Below are 20,774 nucleotides of genomic sequence, written 5' to 3'. Positions count from 1 at the left end.
GCTATTGGCAAAATACTTTTTCCGATAATTATAATCCTACACTAGGACAAATGGAAACATTTGCTAATATATTATTTCTTACTTATGGACTAATAAAACTAAAAAAAAACAATACAAAATGAAAAAGACACAAATATCTAACTTGTCATTACACAACGAAGACAATTTGAAAGTAATGGCAACGATGCCTGATGAAAGCATTGATGTTATTTGCATAGACCCACCTTATCTCTATTTAAAAAACCAAAAATTAGAAAGACCCTTTGATGAGCAAAAATTCTTTTCTGAATGCAAAAGACTTTTAACAAAAAATGGGTTTATAGTGATGTTTGGGCGTGGCGTGAGCTTTTACCGCTGAAATACCATTTTAGCAAATTTAGGATTTAATTTCAAAGAAGAAATTATTTGGGATAAAAGGTATGTTACGAGTCCTCTTATGCGACTAAGCCGCGTCCACGAAACCATTTCCATTTTTACGAAAGGAAAAGGAAGTATCAACAAAGTGAAAGTGCCTTACCTAGAAATGAAAGGTCATGATATAGATAGCATCATTACGGATATAAAGCGTCTTAAAAATACTTTTAAAAATACTAAATCTCTAAATGCCGTGCTGGAATTTCTTAAAAATAATGAACAAACAGAAGATAATATAGTTAGAAATGATTTTAACAAAAATGCAGGAGACGGAATTACTGGCAGTTCATCAATAAATCACAATAGATGCGTAACTGTTATACAATCTATATCCAAAGGCTTAAATGAAAAAAGTATTATCAGAAATGATAGGATAGTTTGTGATACTTTCACAAAATGGGGGGTCAATGCTAACAAAAATAAAACAGGAGATAGAGCGGTTAATGCAGTTCAATCCATTCACTTTGGTTTGAACGAAAAAAGCATCATCAAACAAGGTAGAGACCACTATACTAGCATCCACCCCACACAAAAGCCTGTGCGATTATTAGAAAGATTATTAGCATTAGTTATCCCAAGAGATAAAGAATCAAAGGATATTGTGGTAGCTGATTTCTTTGCAGGTTCAATGTCCACTATGGAAGCAGTCCATAATATGGGTATGCAAGGTATAGCCACTGAAATAGAAGAGGAATACTTTGAAGCAGGTAAAAAAAGAATAGAAGCATTAAAAGAAAAATTACACACTTATGAAACGATTAGCAATTCTTAGCCTCGTGCTTTTGGCTTCTTGTGGTTCTGTTAGAAAAAACAAACGGACACAAGAAATAACACAATTAAAAACGCAGAATGATAGTATATTTAATTCTGTTAATAATAAGTTATCTGAGGTATTAAATGAAAATAAAAACCTTAAAGTAGAAAACGAATCATTCAAAAATGAGATTGAGAATTACCAATCTAAAATAAAAGAGCTACAAGAGAAAAGCCTCTCTGAAAGTTCCGAAGATTTGGTAATAGAAAACGCCAAAGGTATCGTGAAATTGACTGATAGGAATGGAAATAGTTATGAGATTGGTGCTGATAATGGTACTAGAATACTAAGGACAACCATGTCAAAGCTGCAAAATGAATTATCAGAAAAAATCAGCGAAATAAATAGCCTTAAATCCACTATTGAAAAACAACGCAAGACCATAGAGCAGCTTGAGGATAAAAACCAAGAGCTTTCAAAAAGTAATGACTCGCTTCATAAAGAAAATAAAAGTAATGTAGAGCTTATAACTAAGCTACAAGAGTCTTCAAAAACAGACCGAAAATGGCTTTATGGAATTATTGGGATTTCAATAATCCTTATTTGGGAATTTTCAAAATACGCTATTAAATCAAGATTAAAAATATAATAAATAAAATATGAATACAAAAACTTTAGGACAAAAAAGAGTAGGGGCAGAATTTAATCCTTCTAAAAATGAATTGGTAGATATAATTAAAAATAAATCTGCTGAGTTAATAGACTTGCTTGAAGGAATGAGAGAGCATGGCTCACACGCTGAAAAAATAAGTGGAGAAAAGCACAGATTAATTTCCATTGCACAAACGGAAATAGAAACGGCTTGTATGTATGCTGTTAAGTCTTGTTTTACAAAGTAAATAAATCATAATGGATAAAATCACACTACAAAGAATTGAACTTTTGCACCCGAAATTAAGGGAAGAAGCTAAAGCTATTTATAAGGAAATTTGCGAGGCTCTTACAGGGAATGCTATTTGTAGATTTACTCATACGCTCCGAACTTTCCAAGAACAAAACGACCTATACGCAATAGGTCGAACAAAAAAAGGAAGACGAGTAACTAATGCAAGAGGTGGACAATCTTACCATAATTATGGATTGGCTATTGATATTTGCTTATTAGTAGATAAAGACGGTAACGGAACCTACGAAACAGCCGTGTGGGACACAAAAGCCGACTTTGATAATGATAAAATAGCAGATTGGCAAGAAATTGTAGCTATATTTAAACGCTATGGTTGGACTTGGGGCGGCGATTGGAGATTTACTGACCCTCCACATTTTCAAAAAACCTTTGGTAAGTCTATTGCAGATTTGCAAGGGTTGTATAATAGGCAAAAGACAGAATATGTAAGTTTCTAATATCGTCAAATGCAAGTAAAAACAAAAACCACCCTCGCGGTGGTTTTTATCATTTAGACATTTAGATTTAAACTGCTTTTACACATTTGACTACATAATTTAATAATAGAAAAATAAAAATAATTTTAAAATATTATATTTGCACTATCAAATTTAATATATAAAATATTGTATCGTGTATTCCGCAGTAGATATATCGTTTTTCTTTATTAGAAAAGGAGTAACACCACTGAAGTTACAGAAACTTCTATTTTACTCTCAAGTTTGGTATTTTGTTAAGTATAGAAATTTGCTATTTAAAGACGAAATACAGGCTTGGGTATTAGGTCCTGTTGTTCGCAATGTTTGGGATAAATATAGGTTTATAAGAAGAGGGGATTTAATAAACGAGAGATATATTGAAAAAGATATATGTGATAAAGAAATCGTTTCTCATCTAAATGAAATTTGGAAGATTTATGGAGGGTATACGGGGTTAGAGTTAGTAGATTTGACTCATAGTGAATCTCTTTGGATAAATGCTAGAGGAGAAATTTCTCCTGAGCAAATATCTACCAATACAATAAAAATAGATGAACAAAGTATTTCTGATTTTTCATTGGACGGTGATGGAAGGATACCTGTTGCCAATAACAATGTATGTGGGATAGCAACTTTTAACAGTAATGTTGGGGAAGAATTATTTTAAAGTCTCTAAAAGAAAGATTGATAGTTACAATAAAGACAAGCACGGAGTATTTTACATTGAAGAGGAATATAGCCTCATTATTTGTGATGAAGATAAAAAGCATAGATGGATAATTATTTTAGAGCGTTTTGAAAAATACAAAATAATTGTTTTGTCTTTTTATTTTACTAAATTTTCCAAATCTAAAGGAATAAAAAAATTTAAAAGAAATAAAGGTAAGGATTGTATAAATCCTCTGGTAACTTTACGACTGTTCAGAGAATGCTTTAACCTTTGTACAGAAGAACATAAGGGTTATTCTTTTTGTTTTTATGCATTAGATGACAGCTATGTCGAACATTCTCAAAGAGAGGATTTAAACAGAAGAATGAGCGTTTTTTATACTTTTTTGAAAAGAAATTGTATAAAAGAAGCATATAATATGATGCAAAAAGGAAATATCAGACACAATATTTATGTAGGTTATAATAAAAATTCATGTGACGAAAGTGTTATAGATGAGTTTATAAAGTTTTATGAACCTATTATTACAGAAGAGATAAAAGAGTTATACTCTAAACAAGATTCACGGAAATTATAAACCAAAACCGCGAGAATTTACAAAGTTCTCGCGGTTTTTATCTAAAAAGAAGGCAGCTTTATTTTTTAGCCTCTTCAAATCTTTGCAGTTTTAACTATAAAACAACCGCATCTATTATTTTTCTATGGACTTCGTCTTTTATTTTGTTGGAATACTTCCCCTCATAAATAGAATGCACATCTCCGCGAGAGTGACCTGTCAGTTCCATAATAACATCTCTATTAAGCAATAGTTCTTCTCCCACATTTATAAATGAATACCTGCCCGTTTTTGATGAAAAATAAGAGTTTATACCTATATGTTCTAACTGCTTTCTATATCGTTTATTAAAGTTACCTCTAGCTGTTTTTACATCGGAATACTTATAAATATCAGTTAAATATTCCCCATCATTAAAATAATTTATAATCTCATAGGCTTCTGGAAAAATAAAGTTATCTATTATTTCATTAGTTCCTCCTTTAAATCGTTCAAATTTTATTCTTCCTCCTACAATATGCTCTTTTTTAAGACTTGCTATATCTATAAAGTCCAAACCGCCTAGATAAAAAGATAACAAGAAATAATAGTCGTATTTAGTCTTCTCTTTTTTACTAACAATTTTTCTCAATTCCTCTATCGTGAAATATTTATCTCTTGTCTTCTCCGCCCGTTCCATAACTTGACTAAACGGACTTATAAATGTATCTGGTTTATACAATCCTCGCCTTATTCCCTCGTTATATACTGCTTTTATATTCTTTAGGTATGAGTTGATGCCATTATTGCTACAAGTTCCTTTTTTGAACTGTTTAAAGCTGTTTAAAAGATTATAATCTATATCCTCAAATAAAATTTCCTTCCTGAATGCTCGGAACACTGAAAGCGTATTTCTATACGAATCTTGTGTTCCTTTATTTTCTATTTCTAATATTCTTTCTTCCCAAAAATCATAAAGGCTTGTTGAGTTTTTCAATAGTTGATTTTTGATTTGCTCTGCCGTGTACCTCTTTCTTGAATTTAATATATTTAAAATAATTCTTCTTTTTTCTAGCAGATAATCCATTATGGCAACAAAAAGCGGGTGTGTTCTCTTTGGCTCCTCCTTTTCAAAATCCCAATTATCCGCTGTTGAATAATACCCCGTGTATTTGGTCATCTTATCTGTTTTTGAAACATAGATGTATAGTATTATTGGGTGTCCTTGCTTCTTCGTTTGTTTAGTATCTATCTTTATTGTTATTGTCATTTTTGTATAGTTGGAAAATAGTTAGAAAAACATTCTTATTTTGTACCTATTTTATACCTATTTTAAGAATTATATTTTTAATCATTATAGATGATACTCTTTGCAAACAAAAAAGTAAGATACTATTTATCAGCATCTTACTTTATTCATTTTTCAGAGCCAATATCGGGACTTGAACCCGAGACCTCTTCCTTACCAAGGAAGCGCTCTACCGCTGAGCTATATCGGCTTATAAAAAAATCACAAGCCGCAATGGTTGTGATTTCTTAGAGCGGAAGACGGGGGTCGAACCCGCGACATTCAGCTTGGAAGGCTGACGCTCTACCAACTGAGCTACTTCCGCATTTAATTTTATTACTTTGTTGGTAACGGTGTGCAAATTTAAAAACTTTTATTTAAACTCGCAAATATTTCAAATACTTTTTTTTTAAAAAATGTGGGGAGAGCAGGATTCGAACCTGCGAAGTCTCACGACAACGGAGTTACAGTCCGTCCCATTTGGCCACTCTGGTATCTCCCCAGCAATTTTTTATGAGCCTCCAGAGGGATTCGAACCCACGACCCCGAGATTACAAATCACGTGCTCTGGCCAACTGAGCTATGGAGGCAAATATTTGTATATTTCAAGTAAACAACTGTTCTCTTTTGCGGTTGCAAATATACAACACTTTTTTTGAAATAAACAAATATTTTATCAAAAAAAAATAAAAAAATATTTTAATTTTTCTCTTTCTTCTTGATTAACAATTTTTTAGCTATATCATGACATTTATCTATTGCTTCTTCAAATGTAGCACAAGTCTTCTTTACCACAATATCATCTCCCGGTACAGCCAAAATAACCTCCGCTGTTTTATTTTCTTTTTCTGATGTATTTTCTACTTTCAAAAAAACTTGACACTCTAAAATTTTATCATAAAAAGTATCTAATTTATTTAATTTTTTATCTAAATACTCCTCTAATGGTTGATGAGGCGTAAGCCCCATTGCTTGAACTGTAATTTTCATAAAGTTATTTTTTATAAAGTTATTTTCTTATTTCTTTCCTCTAGGATGAAACGAGTTAAGCACCTTTTTCAACTTATTAACATCTGCTGATGTATACACCTGAGTAGATGCTAAACTCGCGTGTCCTAAAATCTCTTTTACCTGAGCAATTTCCGCACCATTCTCCAAAACATGCGTCGCAAAACTATGCCTTAACATATGAGGACTTTTCTTTTTTTTGGAAGTTACAGCACTAAGATAGTTATTTACTACAGAATAAACAAATTTCCCCGTTAGTTTTTGACCGCTTTCTCGAACAAAAAAATAATCCAAATTCTCTTTAGTAGGCTTTCTTTCTTTTTCAAGATACAGTTTTAATTCTCTTTTTATATTTTCTGAAATAGGTATCTCTCTCATCTTATTACCCTTACCTACAACCCGTATCCTATTCTGAATAAAATCCACATCTTTTAATGCAAGCCCACACAATTCTGACTTACGCATTCCTGTTTGGTAAAGTAATTCTATAATAAGTTTATTTAGTAATAACTTTTCTTCGTTTAAGATATTTCGCAAATTTTCCATTTCCTTTTGAGAAAAAGGAATTTGCTTTTCTCCATAAAATTTCAAAGAAGACACCGTTTCCATAGGAGATGCAGAAATAATCCCCAATTTGACAAGATAAATATAAAAACTCCTTAACGCAGATAATTTTCTATTAATGGTTCTCTTACTCAGATTATTTTCACTAAGATAAACCACAAAATTTCTTATTACTTTTTTATCTACACTTATCAAAGTATCTGCCCCTTCAGTTTCTTTAACAAAATCAGAGAAATCTTGTAAATCTCTACTGTAACTAGCAAGTGTATTTAAAGAATATCTTTTCTCAATTGTAATATAATCTAAAAATTTCTCAACCATATTCAAATATAAATAAAAAATCACTTCTTAATTTAGAATTAAGAAGTGATTTTTAGACTTAAACCTAAGAAGAAATTTTTATGCTTGTTCTTCTTTGCTTAAAGCTCTTTGCTTGTGAGCCGCTCTTAAAATCTGCTGTCTTCTAAGTACAGAAGGCTTAACATACTGCTGTCTTGCTCTTAAAGCACGTACAACACCAGTTTTGTCAAATTTCCTTTTGTATTTTTTCAGCGCTCTGTCGATGGCTTCTCCATCTTTTACTGGAATTACTAGCATAGTTTACATCTCATTTTCGGGTGCAAAAGTAAGGCTTTAATTTTTATATTCCAAATGTAGGCTAAGTTTTTTGTATAAAAAATTGATGTTTTAGTATTTATTTTCGTTCTTTGCAGTATTATTTTAAATCAAATGTGGAACAATACAACCTTTAGGCTACACCTCATTGTATTTATGTGGGGATTCACTGCTATACTTGGTAAAATGATTAGTCTAGACACCTATTCTTTAGTTTTTTACAGAATGGGACTGACCGCTTTAGTACTATTTGTATTCTTGAGGCTTATTAGGAGAAAGAGCATTAAACTTTCATCTACACGCCTATTACAACTACTAGGTATTGGCGTTATTATGGGGCTTCATTGGTTATTTTTCTTTGAGTCTATTAAGGTTTCTAATGTATCTATTGCTCTCAGTTGCGTAGCTCTATCCACTATTTTTGCTTCTATAACAGAACCCATCATCTATAAAAGAAAACTAGACTGGACGGAAGTTGCTATAGGCATTGTGATATTGGGAGGAATGGGGCTTATCTTTAAAACGGAGTTTAGATATGTAGAAGGTATTATCTACGGAGCTACTTGTGCTTTGCTAGGAACTATTTTTTCTATTCTTAACGGAAAATTATCACAAACAACTTCTGCTAGCCATATTATTTTCTATGAAATGATAGGCGGTTGGCTTCTCGTAAGTGTTATATTAGGCATCAATGGAACTCTTGATAACATACACGAGATAGGAATTAAAGACGCTCTGCTAGTGCTAATTCTCGCTATTGGCTTTACTGCATATCCTATGATAGAATCTACTAGCTTAATGAAAGTGATTTCGCCATTCACACTTATACTAACTGTAAATTTAGAACCTGTGTACGGAATTATTTTAGCCTATCTTATTTTCGGCGAATCCGAACATATGAACCCTATGTTTTATGTAGGAGCTGGGATTATGATTCTTTCCATAGTCGCCAATGGCATCATAAAAGCAAAACGAAAAAAAGTATTAAAAACAAGTCATTAAAATAATATATGAAGACTTTATTTAAAATTATTACCCTCATATTACTATTAGTTTTCAATCTAAATATTGCCCAAATCGTTAGGAAATATTCTAATGAATTTCTAAACATTGGTGCTGGTGCTAGAGGTCTCGCTATGGGAGGAGCTGTTATTTCTAACCAAGATGATGTTTATTCTTCAATGTGGAACCCTGCTGGATTAGCAAAAATTGAAAACGATTGGCAAGCTTCCGCTATGCACGCCGAATATTTTGAAAGCATTGCTAAATATGATTATATGGCATTTGCAAAGCCTTTGGATTACAACAAAGGTATTGTAGCTTTTTCTTTGATAAGATTGGGCGTGGACAATATTCTCAACACTACTCAAATGATAGACGGTGAAGGTAATATAGATTATGATAGAATTACAAAATTCTCTCAAGCCGATTATGCCGCACTACTCTCCTATGCTTTTCGTCCAAACCACAAGTTAGATGTCGGTGTTAATGCCAAACTAGTTTATAGAAATGTAGGGAAATTTGCTAACGGATTTGGATTTGGGTTTGATATAGGAGCCATCTACCATTCGGACAAAGGATGGAATTACGGCGCGATGCTTAGAGATGCTACTACTACCGTTAACTTTTGGTCTATAAACGAAAAAGAACTTTCTACCGTAGTTAACGGAGAAGAATTCAACCCTGCTCCTAAGAACAAAATGGAACTATCTATGCCGAAATTAAACTTAGGAGTTAGCAAAAACTTTGAACTCAATCGTGATTTTGACTTTCTCTCAGAGGCAGGTCTTAATGTTGATTTTACAAAAACTGCAGCACTTATTTCCACAGATTTCGCAAGTATCACACCTTATCTAGGAAGTGAACTTTCTTTTCAAAAAATGATTTTTGTAAGATTAGGTGTTAACCGATTTCAAAATATTACAGACCTTGAAAGTCAAAAAAGACAATTATCATTTCAACCAAGTGCAGGTCTAGGTATTCGCTATAAAGGTTTAACGTTAGATTATGCCATCACCAATTCTGGCATTGGAGGAAGTAATTTCTATTCTAACTTTTTCTCACTAAAGCTAGATATAGCAAATTTTAGAAGATAAATTATTGTATTATTCCGTCCTCACACGCTCGCCAAACAGAATCGTGAGATGGTACAGGAGCCACAATGGTTATTTTTTCTTTGGATACAGGGTGAATAAAATCTAACCTTCTTGCGTGAAGAGAAATTCCTCCATCTGAATTAGAACGAGAGGCTCCATATTTTAAATCCCCTTTTATAGGAACTCCTATCTTAGACAGCTGAGCCCTAATTTGGTGATGACGACCTGTTTCTAAATCTATCTCTAAAAGCAAATAATTATCTAAACTTAATATTAAATTATAGGATAAAATAGCTTGCTTAGCACCTTCCGTAGGTTTAGTAAAGATTATCGCTTTGTTATTTTTTTCATTCTTTTTGAGATAATGAACTAATTTTTGAGATGGAGAAATCATTTCTTTGGGAACTATCGCCCAATAAGTTTTTTTAACTTCTCTATTTTTAATCATTTGGGTAAGTCTCGTAAGAGCTTTAGATGTTTTAGCATAAATCACCAATCCTGATGTTGGACGGTCTATCCTATGAACCAATCCTAAAAAAACGTTGCCTGGCTTATTATCTCGTGATTTTATAAAATCCTTTATCAGTTCTAGTAGCGAGGCATCACCTGTTTTATCTCCTTGTACTAATTGTCCAGCTTTTTTATTGATAACTAGCAAATGATTATCCTCATAAAGAATCTGTTCTTGAATCATAAATAATCATTAACCTCTACGACCAACAAAAGAAATTACCACCCCAAGAAGTAACCCCACTGTTTTAATAACCTCAAAAGAAGAGCCCATAGGTAAAAAAGCCCCTACAATACAAAGCCCAGCTGCTAGATACATTAAATAGGAGTATTTTTTATTAGGCAACATACCTCCCATAAGAACAAAACTTCCCCCAACAAGAATATAAAAGACCTGTCTAAAAATAATATAGTTAATCTCTGGAGAAAACGGATTAACCCAACCCACTACAATACACAATATCGCCGCAACAGAAACAATGCTCTGTAAAGTTCTTTTATCCATAATTAAATTTTAATAACTTTCCGACTCATTAGGAAAGTCCAATGTTTTTACATCTTTAACATACTGAGACACCGCCCCTGTAATTTCCGAATAAAGATCTAGGTAGCGTCTTAGAAACTTAGGAGAAAAGCCTTGATTCATACCTATCATATCTTGATAAACTAAAACTTGCCCATCGCAATTAACACCGGCACCTATCCCAATGGTAGGGATAGAAATACTTTCGGTTACTTTTTTAGCTAACTCGGACGGTATTTTTTCTAAGACAACAGCAAAACAACCCAATTCTTCTAATAGCTGAGCGTCTTTAATTAGTTTTTCAGCCTCTGCTTCTTCTTTTGCTCTTACCTTGTAAGTTCCAAATTGATTGATTGATTGTGGCGTAAGCCCCAAATGTCCCATTACAGGAATACCTGCATTGATGATATTTTTTATCGCTTCTGAAACTTCTGCTCCTCCTTCTAATTTTACAGCATGAGCCTCTGACTCTTTCATGATTCTCACTGCTGACTCTAAAGCTTTTTGAGAGTGACTTTGATAAGTTCCAAATGGCAAATCCACTACCACCAAAGCTCTCTCTACCCCACGAACCACAGATTGTGCATGGTATATCATATGGTCTAGAGTAATTGGCAATGTAGTTTCATAACCTGCCATTACATTGGCTGCTGAGTCCCCGACTAGAATAGCATCTACCCCTCCAGCATCTACCATTTTTGCAGTAGTGAAATCATATGCCGTAAGCATTGTAATTTTCTCCTTGCTAAATTTCATTTTTCGCAAGACCTCAGTAGTTACCTTTTTTATTTCTGAATGTACAGACATATTTTTACTTCATTAAAAATTTAGAGAACCACATGTCCTACTTTCTTCAACTTATCATAATCTTTTATCTTGATACTCCTACCTTCGACTTCGATAAGACCATCATTTTTAAACTCAGAAATAAGTCTAATAGCACTCTCCGTTGCTGTACCTATAAGATTAGCTACCTCTTCCCTAGTAAGGCATATTTTAATGAAGCCTTCAGGGTCTGTTCCTAACTTAAGTTCTAGTAAAAGTAAAATTTCAGCTAATCTTTCTCTAACTGTTTTTTGTGCTAAAAAAGTAATGATATTAGATGATTCTCCTAATTCAAAGGCAATTTTTTGCATCATCGCAAAAGACAATCTAGAATCTGCCTCTAATAGTTGCATAAAAATATCAGACGGCACAAAAGTAGTTTCTAGCTCCGTCATCGCTTCGGCCCTAGCTTGAAAGTTTTCATCGCAGAGTAATGAACGATAACCTAATATATCTCCCTCCTTTACTATTCTTAGAATATAATCTTTACCATAAACCCCAGATTTCGAAAGCTTAGCCGTACCTTTCTCTACAAAATAAACTCCTTTGGGTAGCTCTCCATCATCAAAAAGTACATCTCCCTTATCATACTTTAAAACCTCCTTACTTGATGTATATTTCTCAAAATCTTCAGGTTTAAGGTTTTTCCGAAAGAATGCTTCACTAAAGACTTCTTGAAACTTCTTTTCAATTTCTAACTGTTTTTCAAACGACATTTAACTGATATTTATCAGCAAAAATACTATTTTTTAATATGTGTAACCAAGTTTTTTATTATATTTTTGCGTGTTAAACTTTTGAGGTAATGTCAGAAAAATGTTTTCACTGTGGACTAGAGATAGATAAAGAAAGAATTTCTTTTGACGAAAAAACGTTCTGCTGCAACGGTTGCAAATCAGTTTACGAAATACTAAATCTCAATCAATTAAGTGACTTTTACGAACTAAATAAAAACGCTGGAATCCGACCAAATACAGACGGCTCTTCACAGTTTGACTACTTAGACACCCCTGAGGTATTTAACAAAATTGTGGACTTTTCGGAAGGCAATTCTACCTTAGTAACTTTTAAAATACCTGTAATACACTGCTCCTCTTGTATATGGTTACTTGAAAGCCTCAAAGATATCAATCCACAAATACGCTATTCTCAAGCTAATTTCACAAAGAAAACATTACAAATTTCGTTTAATCATAATGAGCTAAAACTAAGTGAACTTGCTAAGTTTTTAACCAATCTTGGCTACAAACCTGTTATCAATCTAGAAACTAGTGAGAAAAAGGTAGAGAAAACAGACCGAGATTTAATCATCAAACTTGCCATAGCAGGATTTGCATTCGGAAATGCAATGATGTTTGCCCTCCCTGAATATCTTTCTTGGATTACAAAAGAAAACGATTATTGGATTAACCAATTTGCTCCTTTCTTTAGGTTTCTAACCCTATTACTTTCCATTCCTGTTGTTTCTTATTCTGCTTCAGACTACTACAAATCTGCTTGGTATGGACTTAAGAATAACATTGTAAATATAGATATACCTATCGTTTTAGGAATACTCGTTCTATTTGGAAGAAGTATCTACGAGATAGCCACAGATTATGGACCTGGTTATTTTGACACCTTGTGTGGATTGCTATTTTTTATGTTGATGGGAAAATTTTTCCAAAAGCGAACCTACACCGCACTATCCTACGATAGGGATTATAAATCTTTCTATCCTATCGCCGTAACTAAAGTGGATTTTGAGGGTAAACAAAAAAATATTCTTTTATCTGAAATTAAAGTAGGCGATAGAATTTTAGTGCGAAATCAAGAGATTATTCCCGTAGACGCTATTCTTATTAGCGGTGAAGGCAATATTGATAATAGTTTTATTACTGGAGAGTCAGCTACAATACCTAAACAACCAGGTGATAAAATTTTCGCAGGAGCTAAGCAGCAAGGGGCTATTTTGGAGCTAGAAGTTATTAAAACCGTAGACCAAAGCTACCTTACCCAACTATGGAACAAAGAAGCTTTTAAACAGAAAGAAACAGGTTTAGATAACCTTACTAATAAGATAAGTAAATATTTTACATTCATTATACTAGGCATCACGCTAATCGCAGGAATCTATTGGTATAGAATTGATTTAGAAAAAATGTTTCAAGTAATATCTGCAATACTTATAGTAGCCTGCCCTTGTGCGTTAGCTCTATCAGCTCCGTTTACATTCGGACACATTATGAGAATATTAGGTAGAAAAAAATTCTATGTTAAGGATACTCTTACCATAGAAAAACTTGCTAAAATCAACACACTCGTATTTGACAAAACAGGCACTATTACCTACAACACTAAATCTAATATTAAATATGAAGGTAGCACCATTAGTGAATTTGATTTAAAAAATATTAAAACATTACTCAAAAATTCCAACCACCCTCTATCCAAAAATTTATACGAACACATAGAAACAACTGACGAATATTTTCCAATAGAAAACTTCCAAGAAATAGCAGGTAAAGGATACTCCGCTCAGGTCAGAAGTCAAGTTTATAAAATTGGTTCAGCTTCGTTTACAGGACAAGAAAGCAAAAACTTAGAAACTGCTGTTTTCATCAGTAAAAATGATGAGTTTATAGGGAAGTTCATATTTAGAAATGAGTATAGAGAGGGACTTTCTGAAATGTATCAAAAGCTCAACTCTTACCCTATCCACATCCTTAGTGGAGATAATGCTTCCGAAACCAATCAGCTCAAAAAAATAATTCCAAATGTAGCTAACATGAGCTTCAACCAAACTCCAGAAGATAAGTTGGACTACATACAAAACCTACAAAATTCAGGACAAAAAGTAGCTATGTTAGGCGATGGACTTAACGATGCTGGTGCATTAAAACAAAGTAATATAGGGATCGCTGTATCCGATGATACCAACTCCTTCACTCCATCTTCTGATGTTATTATGGACGGCAAATTCATTAACTTTTTACCAGACTATTTAGCTCTAAGTAAAGATGCTATTAAAATAGTATCAGCTACTTTTGTTATAAGTATATTATATAATGTGGTAGGTCTAGGCTTTGCTGTTACAGGACACTTATCTCCTCTAGTAGCCGCTATACTAATGCCTTTGAGTTCTATAAGCGTGGTATCATTTACCTCCGCAACCACTTGGTTAACAGCGACTAGATATTTTAAGAAAAAATCAAATTAGACATTTTTATCTTATTTAGAAGTGTTATAAATTAACTTTTTTTAACAGTTACTGATTTAAGTCATTATATTTTCTTAATTTTGGGGGCAATTTAATTTTATATTTGCGAACTGTATGGAGATATTATATTTAATGGTCATATGCAGTGTATCTTTAGCTGTCGTTTTTTTGATAATATTCATTATCGGAGCAAAAAAAGGACAGTTTGAAGACGATGAATCTCCTGCAGTAAGGATTCTCCTTGATGACGAAACTAAAAACAAAGAAAATAAAGAGAAAAACAATAAAAGTGATTAGTTAATATGGAAACACAAAAGTTTAGTTATGACAACAGCATTGTGCGTGCGTTCCTTTATGCAACCATCGTCTTCGGGATAGCTGGTTTCATTCTTGGACTTACGGCGGCTGCGATGCTTTTCTATCCAGAACTACCAGAGTTTTTATTTGGTACTGATGACACTACAATTGCCAGCTTAAGAAGCGGTGATTTACAAGGTCTCATCAACACCCAAGGAGCTTTTGGTTTTGGGAGAATCAGAATGTTGCACACTAGTGCAGTAATTTTTGCCTTTGTTGGAAACGCTATTTTCGCGGGGGTTTATTACTCATTACAGAGGTTGTTGAAAGCAAGAATGTACAGTGATACACTTTCTTGGATTAACTTTTGGGGATGGCAAATTACTATCGTAGCGGTGGTGATTACTTTCTTCATGGGTATCAACACATCTAAAGAGTACGCTGAACACGAATGGCCAATTGATATCCTTATCGCAGTGGTATGGATTATTTTTGGTATTAACATGTTTGGTACAATAGCTAAAAGAAGAGTAAGACACCTTTATGTAGCTATTTGGTTCTACATTGGTACTTGGGTAGGTATTACAATGCTACATGTATTTAATAACTTGGAGGTACCTCTTTCTTTCACTGGTTGGAAGTCTTATTCTGCATATTCAGGAGTAAAAGACGCTCTAGTACAATGGTGGTACGGACACAACGCCGTAGCATTCTTCCTTACAACACCTGTACTTGGTCTAATGTATTACTTCTTACCAAAAGCGGCAGAAAGACCAGTATTCTCTTATAAACTTTCTATTATCCACTTCTGGTCTTTAATTTTCGTTTATATTTGGGCTGGACCTCACCACTTACAATACACTTCTCTACCAGCTTGGGCTCAAGCGTTAGGAACAGGATTCTCTGTTGCCCTTATCGCACCATCTTGGGGAGGTATGCTTAATGGTTTATTAACATTAAGAGGCGCTTGGGATAAAGTAAGAGAAAATCCTATACTTAAATTCTTCGTGGTAGCAGTTACTTGCTACGGTATGGCTACATTTGAAGGACCACTATTGGCAACTAAAACATTAAATAAAATTGGACACTTTACTGACTGGGTAATTGGTCACGTTCACATCGGTGCTTTAGGCTGGAACGGATTCATGGCGTTTGGTATGATTTACTACCTAGTTCCTATTATGTGGAGAACTAAACTATGGTCTGTAAAATTAGCTAACTGGCATTTCTGGTTAGGTACTTTAGGTATCATTCTATATGCTGTACCTATGTACATCTCTGGATTTACTCAAGGTTTAATGTGGAAACAATTTAACCCAGACGGAACTCTACTTTACAAAAACTGGTTAGATACTGTAACTGCAATTATCCCTTACTATTGGATGAGATTCTTTGGAGGTATCCTTTACCTATTAGGAGCTATTCTTATGGCAGTGAATGTTGTAGCTACTGTGAGAAAAGGTTCTTTCCAAAAAGAGGTACCTGCAGAAGCACCTGCACTTGCTAGAATTAGTGATGCAAGAAAAGAAGGTGAAACTGTTCACCTTTGGATTGAAAGAATGCCACTTTATTTAACTGTATTAGCATTTTTTGCACTAGCAGTTGGTGGTATCGTTGAAATTATCCCTACACTTACTGTTAAGGATAATGTACCTACTATTTCTTCTGTTAAACCTTACACTCCTCTAGAATTAGAAGGTAGAGATTTATATATCCGTGAAGGTTGTAACGCTTGTCACTCTCAAATGATTAGACCATTCCGTGACGAGGTAGTTAGATTTAACGGTAAAAACGGACAGTATTCAAAAGCTGGGGAATTCGTATATGACAGACCTTTCCTTTGGGGATCTAAGAGAACTGGTCCAGACTTACATAGAGAAGGTGGAAGAAACCCTGATTCTTGGCACTTTAAGCACATGCTAAACCCAAGAGCTACATCAGCAGGTTCTATAATGCCTCGTTACCCTTGGCTAATTGCTAATACATTAGATCGTTCTCAGACTAAAGATAAGTTAGAACTTATGAAGAATGTATTTAGCGTGCCTTACACTAAAGCTGAAATAGATACTGTAGATGCATGGATGGACAATCAAGCTAAAGGAATTGTAAGTAGAATTTATGCTGAAGCTGATGACGTTAAGAGAGCATTTGCTAAAAAACAGCAAGAAGAAGGAGCTGAGTTTGTTCCTCTTGAAAAGAGAGAGATTGTAGCACTTATTGCTTACCTACAAAGATTAGGTACTGATATTAAGACTACTGAAGTTAAAACAGCAAGTGTAAAATAAATTATATTATCACTAAAGGAGCATATAGTAATGATACCACAAAACTTTAAAGATATATTATCTAATACCGAAGGTACTGGATTTTACCAAAGTTTAGCACTCATATTATTTATCATATTTTTTATTGGAGTGGTATACTATGTTATGAGTAAACCTAAAAAGTTTTATCAAGACGAAGCTAATGCTCCTTTAGATGATGAAATACAAAACAGTTCTAAAAATTAAGAAATTATGAAACAAAGAACGCCCGTTTATGTGAACATTTTAGTAATACTTACAATATTATTTATTGTGTATTATATGTTCGTTCAAAATGCATCTTTTATTACTTCACCTTACTTTTGGGGAACGGTAGTTATTAGTGTCATTTTAGCAATGATACATGGTGCTATTGGAGATTTAATTGAAAATCAAAACTTCGCTAAACTTTCTGATGAGGCTAAGAAAGCTTACTTAGAAGAGAAGAAAATACCTTACTGGAAAAGACTTTGGGATAGTGCATTCAAAAAGCAATCTGCTTCTGAAGAAAAAGATATCATTATAGACCACGGTTTTGATGGTATTATGGAGTTAGATAACCAATTACCAAAATGGTGGTTAGGTCTTTTTTGGCTAGGATTTACATACTTAGTTGTTTATATTCTTGCTTTCTCTTTTACAGATTTTGCACACCCAGACAAAGAGTATGAGGTTGAGCATAAAGAGCAACTTGCAAGCATAGAACAGTGGATGAAAGACACTCCTCCTCCTACAATTGATAACGCAGTATATTCTGCAGACAATATTGCAGAAGGGGAAGAAATTTTCAAAACTAACTGTGTATCTTGCCACGGTGAGGGTGGTAAAGGTGGTATTGGTCCAAACCTTACTGATAAATATTGGATTAACCATACAGAACCTACTCTATTCAGAGAAGTATTTCATATGGTAGAAAACGGTTCTCCAAACAACCCTGCGATGCAAGCTTGGGGTAAAAATGGAGTTCTTACTGGATTTGATATTGAAAAGGTAGCAGCTTATGTTTACCATATCAATCAAGAAAAAGCTCCTATCACTCAATCCGAAGGAGGTGCTGCACCTCAAGGTGAAGAAGTGAAGTGGGAGAACTAGTACCATAAAATAAATTTTACATCAATATGGCTGATAAAGAAGTACAAGGCACAGGAGCCGTAATAGAAGCTACTACCTTCCGTGATTCTGTAGGAACCATGGATAATACGGGGAAAAGAAAATGGGTATACCCCAAGAAACCCAAAGGTAAGTTTACTGATTATAGGAACTATGTTAGTATTTTTTTATTAGCCATATTTTTTATTCTTCCGCTTATTAAAATAAACGGAAATCCATTTCTTCTAATAAATATCCTTGATAGGGAGTTCTTTATTGTGGGACAACCTTTTTATCCTCAGGATTTTTTCATTCTCGCTCTAGGAGCAGTCACTTCTATAGTGTTCATCATTCTATTTACCGTTGTTTTCGGAAGAATATTCTGCGGTTGGATTTGCCCACAAACCATTTTTATGGAAAATGTATTCCGTAAGATAGAATATTGGATTGAGGGCGACAGAAACAAGCAAATAAAACTAGACCAACAGCCTTGGAATTCTGAAAAAATAAGAAAAAGAGGGCTTAAATGGACAATCTATATCATTATTTCTTTGGTTGTAACTCATTTTATGTTCATGTACATTGTAGGTTACGAAGAGGTTTTTAGAATAATGAAAGAAGGTCCTATAAAATACCCTACCAACTTTTTGGTAATGCTACTTTTCACCGCAGCCTTTTATTTAGTATTCGCTTGGTTTAGAGAACAGGTATGTACACTTGTTTGTCCATACGGAAGACTACAAGGTGTTCTTATAGATAAGCAAACCATCAATGTTTACTACGATTTTAAGAGAGGTGAAAATCGTTCTAAATGGCGTAAGAATGAAGACAGAGCTGCCGAAGGTAAAGGAGACTGTATTGATTGTAACCAATGTGTAGTAGTATGTCCAACGGGAATAGATATTAGAAATGGACAACAATTAGAATGTATTAATTGTACGGCATGTATAGATGCTTGTAATGAAGTTATGGAAAAGGTGGGCTTACCTAAAGGGCTGATAAGATACGCTACCGAAAATGAAATAGAACAAGGTAGAAGGTTTAAATTCACCTCTAGAATGAAAGCTTACACTGCAGTTTTAATAGCATTGATGACTTTTGTATCGTTCCTTTTATACAATAGAGGAAGTATGGAGGCTAAATTTATTAAACCTGCTGGAAGTACATTCTTTATATCTGATAACGAAATTACCAACACTTACAATTACACCTTGCTTAATAAGTCTAGCAAGGACTATGTAGTAACCTTTAAAGTTTTAGAACCTGCTAATGGCGTTATAAAATATGGAGGTTCTAGCAAAATAGTATTAAAGAGAGATAAAATGGAAAAGGGAACGGTAAATATTAGCTTCCCTAAAAAAGAAATAAAACTTTCTAAACAGAATTTAGTAATTGGTGTCTATGATAAAGACGGCAAGTTACTCACTACTTTTGAAACTTATTTTGAAGGAGAATTTAATTTGCAATTTTAAATGAAAAATTTTAAGTTCACTTGGGCACATGGAGTTGTAGCTGCATTAGGCTCGTTTATACTATTTATTCTTTATCTCATATTTGTATTCTCTCATGGGCAGCAGAATTCTGAATTGGTTTCGGATAATTATTATGAAGATGAACTAGCCTACCAAAGTGTAATAGATGCTAAGAAAAATGCGTCTACGATTGAGAATGCTCCTAAATATCAGCAAACACCTCATGGAATAAATATCGTATTTCCTTCGGAGAATAATAATCAAAATACTAAAATAAAATTTGTTCTCTATAGAATAGATGACCAAAAGTTAGATGTAAAAAAGGACATGACTTTAGATGTTAATAATTCCTTTCTCATTCCTAAAAAGGTTTTAGTTCCAGGAGGCTATATTCTAAAACTAATGTGGACAAAAGATAACAAAGATTATCAAATAGACTACGACCTAGTATGGAAATAACTCTCATCATAGCAGCACTTACTTTGGGTTTCACAACAGGACTCCATTGTATTGGTATGTGCGGACCTATAGCTCTTTCTTTAGGACTTTCAAGAAAACAACAGGTTAACTTTCATCTTCAAAATATAACTTATCAATTAGGAAGAATTTTCACTTATTCTATATTGGGAATTTTACTAGGACTAATTGGCGAAGGCTTTCAGCTAGCTGGAGTTCAAGGTTGGCTTACCATTTTTGCAGGAATTATTTTAATCATAATGGCTCTTTTTTCTTTCGGAAACGGAGATTTTGCTTCTAGAATACCTTTTCTCTCGAAATTTTTATTAAAAATAAAACTCAACCTAGGAAAATTATTATCCAAAACCGATTATTCATCAAGGTTTTTAACAGGAGTGCTTAATGGTTTTTTACCATGTGGAATGGTTTATGTAGCCTTGGCAGCTTCTCTAGCAGCTGGTGGAGCTATACAAGGAGGATTATTTATGATGCTATTTGGACTAGGTACTTTCCCTTTTATGTTTGTTACTGTTTTATTAGGTAACATGCTTAATATAGCTACTAGAAATAAAATCCTAAAAATAATGCCTGTAGTAATGCTTATCTTGGGTGGGCTCTTTATACTAAGAGGTTTAGAGTTAGGAATCCCTTATTTATCACCAAAGAAAGAAGCTCTTAGCATAGAAAACAAAATGTCCCCTGAAAACAAGGGACATCATAGTTGTCATTAA

Annotated in this window: 25 protein-coding genes and 4 tRNA genes; 17 read left to right on the top strand and 12 right to left on the bottom strand. The window is 33.6% G+C overall.

Annotated elements, in window-relative coordinates; all coding sequences use genetic code 11:
• Positions 1 to 118: 118 nt before the first annotated feature.
• From VIX88_RS09255 to VIX88_RS09225, 7 genes are all read left to right on the top strand, one after another.
• The gene (locus tag VIX88_RS09255; protein WP_222535066.1) at positions 119 to 358 is read left to right on the top strand and encodes a hypothetical protein; all 240 of its coding nucleotides are present in this window, start codon (positions 119 to 121) and stop codon (positions 356 to 358) included.
• 6 nt (positions 359 to 364) lie between these two features.
• Entirely contained in the window at positions 365 to 1,186 is an 822-nt protein-coding gene (locus VIX88_RS09250) for a DNA methyltransferase (RefSeq protein ID WP_222535164.1), read from the top strand.
• Entirely contained in the window at positions 1,164 to 1,817 is a 654-nt protein-coding gene (locus VIX88_RS09245; RefSeq protein ID WP_214193775.1) for a hypothetical protein, read from the top strand. The genes VIX88_RS09250 and VIX88_RS09245 overlap by 23 nt, the downstream gene beginning before the upstream one ends.
• Positions 1,818 to 1,827: 10 nt before the next feature.
• Positions 1,828 to 2,067 carry a DUF7681 family protein gene (locus VIX88_RS09240; protein WP_154212644.1) on the top strand — a complete coding sequence of 80 codons (240 nt, stop codon included), beginning with the start codon at positions 1,828 to 1,830 and terminating at the stop codon, positions 2,065 to 2,067.
• 10 nt (positions 2,068 to 2,077) lie between these two features.
• A complete protein-coding gene (locus VIX88_RS09235; RefSeq protein WP_214193774.1) occupies positions 2,078 to 2,572 on the top strand; it encodes a M15 family metallopeptidase in 495 nt (164 codons plus the stop codon).
• A 175-nt stretch (positions 2,573 to 2,747) separates the two neighbouring features.
• Positions 2,748 to 3,260, top strand: coding sequence for a Panacea domain-containing protein (locus VIX88_RS09230; RefSeq protein ID WP_153937906.1), 513 nt, complete (start codon positions 2,748 to 2,750; stop codon positions 3,258 to 3,260).
• Positions 3,238 to 3,840 (top strand): hypothetical protein, encoded by a 603-nt coding sequence (locus VIX88_RS09225; protein ID WP_154212761.1) that lies wholly within the window; start codon positions 3,238 to 3,240, stop codon positions 3,838 to 3,840. The genes VIX88_RS09230 and VIX88_RS09225 overlap by 23 nt, the downstream gene beginning before the upstream one ends.
• A gap of 94 nt (positions 3,841 to 3,934) precedes the next feature.
• Here the strand turns inward: VIX88_RS09225 and VIX88_RS09220 are convergent, their stop codons facing one another.
• The 8 genes from VIX88_RS09220 to rpsU form a co-directional block, all read right to left on the bottom strand.
• Positions 3,935 to 5,068 (bottom strand): site-specific integrase, encoded by a 1,134-nt coding sequence (locus tag VIX88_RS09220; RefSeq protein WP_214193773.1) that lies wholly within the window; start codon positions 5,066 to 5,068, stop codon positions 3,935 to 3,937.
• 157 nt (positions 5,069 to 5,225) lie between these two features.
• Positions 5,226 to 5,297: transfer RNA gene (locus VIX88_RS09215), tRNA-Thr, on the bottom strand.
• 41 nt (positions 5,298 to 5,338) lie between these two features.
• Positions 5,339 to 5,411: transfer RNA gene (locus tag VIX88_RS09210), tRNA-Gly, on the bottom strand.
• 94 nt (positions 5,412 to 5,505) lie between these two features.
• A tRNA-Tyr gene (locus VIX88_RS09205) sits at positions 5,506 to 5,588 on the bottom strand.
• A 14-nt stretch (positions 5,589 to 5,602) separates the two neighbouring features.
• Positions 5,603 to 5,676 (bottom strand) — tRNA-Thr (locus VIX88_RS09200).
• 109 nt (positions 5,677 to 5,785) lie between these two features.
• Positions 5,786 to 6,076 carry a ribosome hibernation-promoting factor, HPF/YfiA family gene (gene hpf, locus VIX88_RS09195; RefSeq protein WP_004916755.1) on the bottom strand — a complete coding sequence of 97 codons (291 nt, stop codon included), beginning with the start codon at positions 6,074 to 6,076 and terminating at the stop codon, positions 5,786 to 5,788.
• Between the two features lie 27 nt (positions 6,077 to 6,103).
• Entirely contained in the window at positions 6,104 to 6,979 is an 876-nt protein-coding gene (locus VIX88_RS09190) for a tyrosine-type recombinase/integrase (protein WP_064969770.1), read from the bottom strand.
• A 78-nt stretch (positions 6,980 to 7,057) separates the two neighbouring features.
• Positions 7,058 to 7,255, bottom strand: a complete 198-nt coding sequence (gene rpsU / locus VIX88_RS09185; protein ID WP_064969772.1) for a 30S ribosomal protein S21 — start codon at positions 7,253 to 7,255, stop codon at positions 7,058 to 7,060.
• A 174-nt stretch (positions 7,256 to 7,429) separates the two neighbouring features.
• Between rpsU and VIX88_RS09180 the strand changes: the two genes are divergently transcribed.
• Together VIX88_RS09180 and VIX88_RS09175 are read left to right on the top strand one after the other, a co-directional pair.
• Positions 7,430 to 8,275: a DMT family transporter gene (locus VIX88_RS09180; RefSeq protein WP_064969800.1), complete on the top strand. Its 846-nt coding sequence runs from the start codon at positions 7,430 to 7,432 to the stop codon at positions 8,273 to 8,275.
• Positions 8,276 to 8,283: 8 nt separating this feature from the next.
• Entirely contained in the window at positions 8,284 to 9,369 is a 1,086-nt protein-coding gene (locus VIX88_RS09175) for a PorV/PorQ family protein (protein ID WP_064969774.1), read from the top strand.
• Between the two features lies 1 nt (position 9,370).
• On the opposite strand, the gene VIX88_RS09170 is transcribed toward VIX88_RS09175, so the two are convergent.
• The 4 genes from VIX88_RS09170 to VIX88_RS09155 are packed head-to-tail and all read right to left on the bottom strand — an operon-like array spanning position 9,371 to position 11,943.
• The gene (locus VIX88_RS09170; RefSeq protein ID WP_014937432.1) at positions 9,371 to 10,063 is read right to left on the bottom strand and encodes an RluA family pseudouridine synthase; all 693 of its coding nucleotides are present in this window, start codon (positions 10,061 to 10,063) and stop codon (positions 9,371 to 9,373) included.
• Positions 10,064 to 10,072: 9 nt separating this feature from the next.
• On the bottom strand, positions 10,073 to 10,384 hold the full coding sequence (locus tag VIX88_RS09165) for a hypothetical protein (RefSeq protein ID WP_014937433.1): 312 nt from the start codon (positions 10,382 to 10,384) through the stop codon (positions 10,073 to 10,075).
• A gap of 9 nt (positions 10,385 to 10,393) precedes the next feature.
• Positions 10,394 to 11,209: a 3-methyl-2-oxobutanoate hydroxymethyltransferase gene (gene panB / locus VIX88_RS09160; protein ID WP_014937434.1), complete on the bottom strand. Its 816-nt coding sequence runs from the start codon at positions 11,207 to 11,209 to the stop codon at positions 10,394 to 10,396.
• 20 nt (positions 11,210 to 11,229) lie between these two features.
• Positions 11,230 to 11,943, bottom strand: coding sequence for a Crp/Fnr family transcriptional regulator (locus tag VIX88_RS09155; RefSeq protein WP_310503719.1), 714 nt, complete (start codon positions 11,941 to 11,943; stop codon positions 11,230 to 11,232).
• Between the two features lie 89 nt (positions 11,944 to 12,032).
• Between VIX88_RS09155 and VIX88_RS09150 the strand changes: the two genes are divergently transcribed.
• From VIX88_RS09150 to VIX88_RS09115, 8 genes are all read left to right on the top strand, one after another.
• Complete coding sequence (locus VIX88_RS09150; RefSeq protein ID WP_064969776.1) at positions 12,033 to 14,426, top strand: heavy metal translocating P-type ATPase; 2,394 nt, start codon at positions 12,033 to 12,035, stop codon at positions 14,424 to 14,426.
• 114 nt (positions 14,427 to 14,540) lie between these two features.
• Positions 14,541 to 14,723 carry a cbb3-type cytochrome oxidase assembly protein CcoS gene (ccoS, locus tag VIX88_RS09145; protein WP_049334480.1) on the top strand — a complete coding sequence of 61 codons (183 nt, stop codon included), beginning with the start codon at positions 14,541 to 14,543 and terminating at the stop codon, positions 14,721 to 14,723.
• Positions 14,724 to 14,728: 5 nt separating this feature from the next.
• Positions 14,729 to 17,008 carry a cytochrome-c oxidase, cbb3-type subunit I gene (ccoN, locus tag VIX88_RS09140; RefSeq protein WP_064969778.1) on the top strand — a complete coding sequence of 760 codons (2,280 nt, stop codon included), beginning with the start codon at positions 14,729 to 14,731 and terminating at the stop codon, positions 17,006 to 17,008.
• 30 nt (positions 17,009 to 17,038) lie between these two features.
• Positions 17,039 to 17,233, top strand: a complete 195-nt coding sequence (locus tag VIX88_RS09135) for a cbb3-type cytochrome oxidase subunit 3 (protein WP_064969780.1) — start codon at positions 17,039 to 17,041, stop codon at positions 17,231 to 17,233.
• A gap of 6 nt (positions 17,234 to 17,239) precedes the next feature.
• Positions 17,240 to 18,118: a c-type cytochrome gene (locus VIX88_RS09130; protein ID WP_064969782.1), complete on the top strand. Its 879-nt coding sequence runs from the start codon at positions 17,240 to 17,242 to the stop codon at positions 18,116 to 18,118.
• 26 nt (positions 18,119 to 18,144) lie between these two features.
• On the top strand, positions 18,145 to 19,587 hold the full coding sequence (ccoG, locus tag VIX88_RS09125) for a cytochrome c oxidase accessory protein CcoG (RefSeq protein WP_064969784.1): 1,443 nt from the start codon (positions 18,145 to 18,147) through the stop codon (positions 19,585 to 19,587).
• On the top strand, positions 19,588 to 20,046 hold the full coding sequence (locus VIX88_RS09120; RefSeq protein ID WP_064969786.1) for a FixH family protein: 459 nt from the start codon (positions 19,588 to 19,590) through the stop codon (positions 20,044 to 20,046).
• Entirely contained in the window at positions 20,037 to 20,774 is a 738-nt protein-coding gene (locus tag VIX88_RS09115) for a sulfite exporter TauE/SafE family protein (protein ID WP_064969788.1), read from the top strand. Before VIX88_RS09120 ends, VIX88_RS09115 begins: the two co-directional genes overlap by 10 nt.

The sequence above is a fragment of the Riemerella anatipestifer genome, assembly GCF_035666175.1.
Taxonomy (GTDB): domain Bacteria; phylum Bacteroidota; class Bacteroidia; order Flavobacteriales; family Weeksellaceae; genus Riemerella; species Riemerella anatipestifer_D.
Note: the sequence above shows the minus strand (reverse complement) of the source record. Positions and strands in the feature narration are given on the sequence as shown.

Coding starts and splice junctions, on each gene's coding strand:
- VIX88_RS09175 (WP_064969774.1), top strand. CDS start 8,284: ATGAAGACTTTATTTAAAATTATTACCCTCATATTACTATTAGTTTTC.
- panB (WP_014937434.1), bottom strand. CDS start 11,209: ATGTCTGTACATTCAGAAATAAAAAAGGTAACTACTGAGGTCTTGCGA.
- ccoG (WP_064969784.1), top strand. CDS start 18,145: ATGGCTGATAAAGAAGTACAAGGCACAGGAGCCGTAATAGAAGCTACT.
- rpsU (WP_064969772.1), bottom strand. CDS start 7,255: ATGCTAGTAATTCCAGTAAAAGATGGAGAAGCCATCGACAGAGCGCTG.
- ccoS (WP_049334480.1), top strand. CDS start 14,541: ATGGAGATATTATATTTAATGGTCATATGCAGTGTATCTTTAGCTGTC.
- VIX88_RS09180 (WP_064969800.1), top strand. CDS start 7,430: ATGTGGGGATTCACTGCTATACTTGGTAAAATGATTAGTCTAGACACC.
- VIX88_RS09150 (WP_064969776.1), top strand. CDS start 12,033: ATGTCAGAAAAATGTTTTCACTGTGGACTAGAGATAGATAAAGAAAGA.
- VIX88_RS09135 (WP_064969780.1), top strand. CDS start 17,039: ATGATACCACAAAACTTTAAAGATATATTATCTAATACCGAAGGTACT.
- VIX88_RS09245 (WP_214193775.1), top strand. CDS start 1,164: ATGAAACGATTAGCAATTCTTAGCCTCGTGCTTTTGGCTTCTTGTGGT.
- VIX88_RS09190 (WP_064969770.1), bottom strand. CDS start 6,979: ATGGTTGAGAAATTTTTAGATTATATTACAATTGAGAAAAGATATTCT.
- VIX88_RS09240 (WP_154212644.1), top strand. CDS start 1,828: ATGAATACAAAAACTTTAGGACAAAAAAGAGTAGGGGCAGAATTTAAT.
- VIX88_RS09155 (WP_310503719.1), bottom strand. CDS start 11,943: ATGTCGTTTGAAAAACAGTTAGAAATTGAAAAGAAGTTTCAAGAAGTC.
- VIX88_RS09115 (WP_064969788.1), top strand. CDS start 20,037: ATGGAAATAACTCTCATCATAGCAGCACTTACTTTGGGTTTCACAACA.
- VIX88_RS09130 (WP_064969782.1), top strand. CDS start 17,240: ATGAAACAAAGAACGCCCGTTTATGTGAACATTTTAGTAATACTTACA.
- VIX88_RS09235 (WP_214193774.1), top strand. CDS start 2,078: ATGGATAAAATCACACTACAAAGAATTGAACTTTTGCACCCGAAATTA.
- hpf (WP_004916755.1), bottom strand. CDS start 6,076: ATGAAAATTACAGTTCAAGCAATGGGGCTTACGCCTCATCAACCATTA.
- VIX88_RS09225 (WP_154212761.1), top strand. CDS start 3,238: ATGTTGGGGAAGAATTATTTTAAAGTCTCTAAAAGAAAGATTGATAGT.
- VIX88_RS09220 (WP_214193773.1), bottom strand. CDS start 5,068: ATGACAATAACAATAAAGATAGATACTAAACAAACGAAGAAGCAAGGA.
- VIX88_RS09170 (WP_014937432.1), bottom strand. CDS start 10,063: ATGATTCAAGAACAGATTCTTTATGAGGATAATCATTTGCTAGTTATC.
- VIX88_RS09165 (WP_014937433.1), bottom strand. CDS start 10,384: ATGGATAAAAGAACTTTACAGAGCATTGTTTCTGTTGCGGCGATATTG.
- ccoN (WP_064969778.1), top strand. CDS start 14,729: ATGGAAACACAAAAGTTTAGTTATGACAACAGCATTGTGCGTGCGTTC.
- VIX88_RS09255 (WP_222535066.1), top strand. CDS start 119: ATGAAAAAGACACAAATATCTAACTTGTCATTACACAACGAAGACAAT.
- VIX88_RS09120 (WP_064969786.1), top strand. CDS start 19,588: ATGAAAAATTTTAAGTTCACTTGGGCACATGGAGTTGTAGCTGCATTA.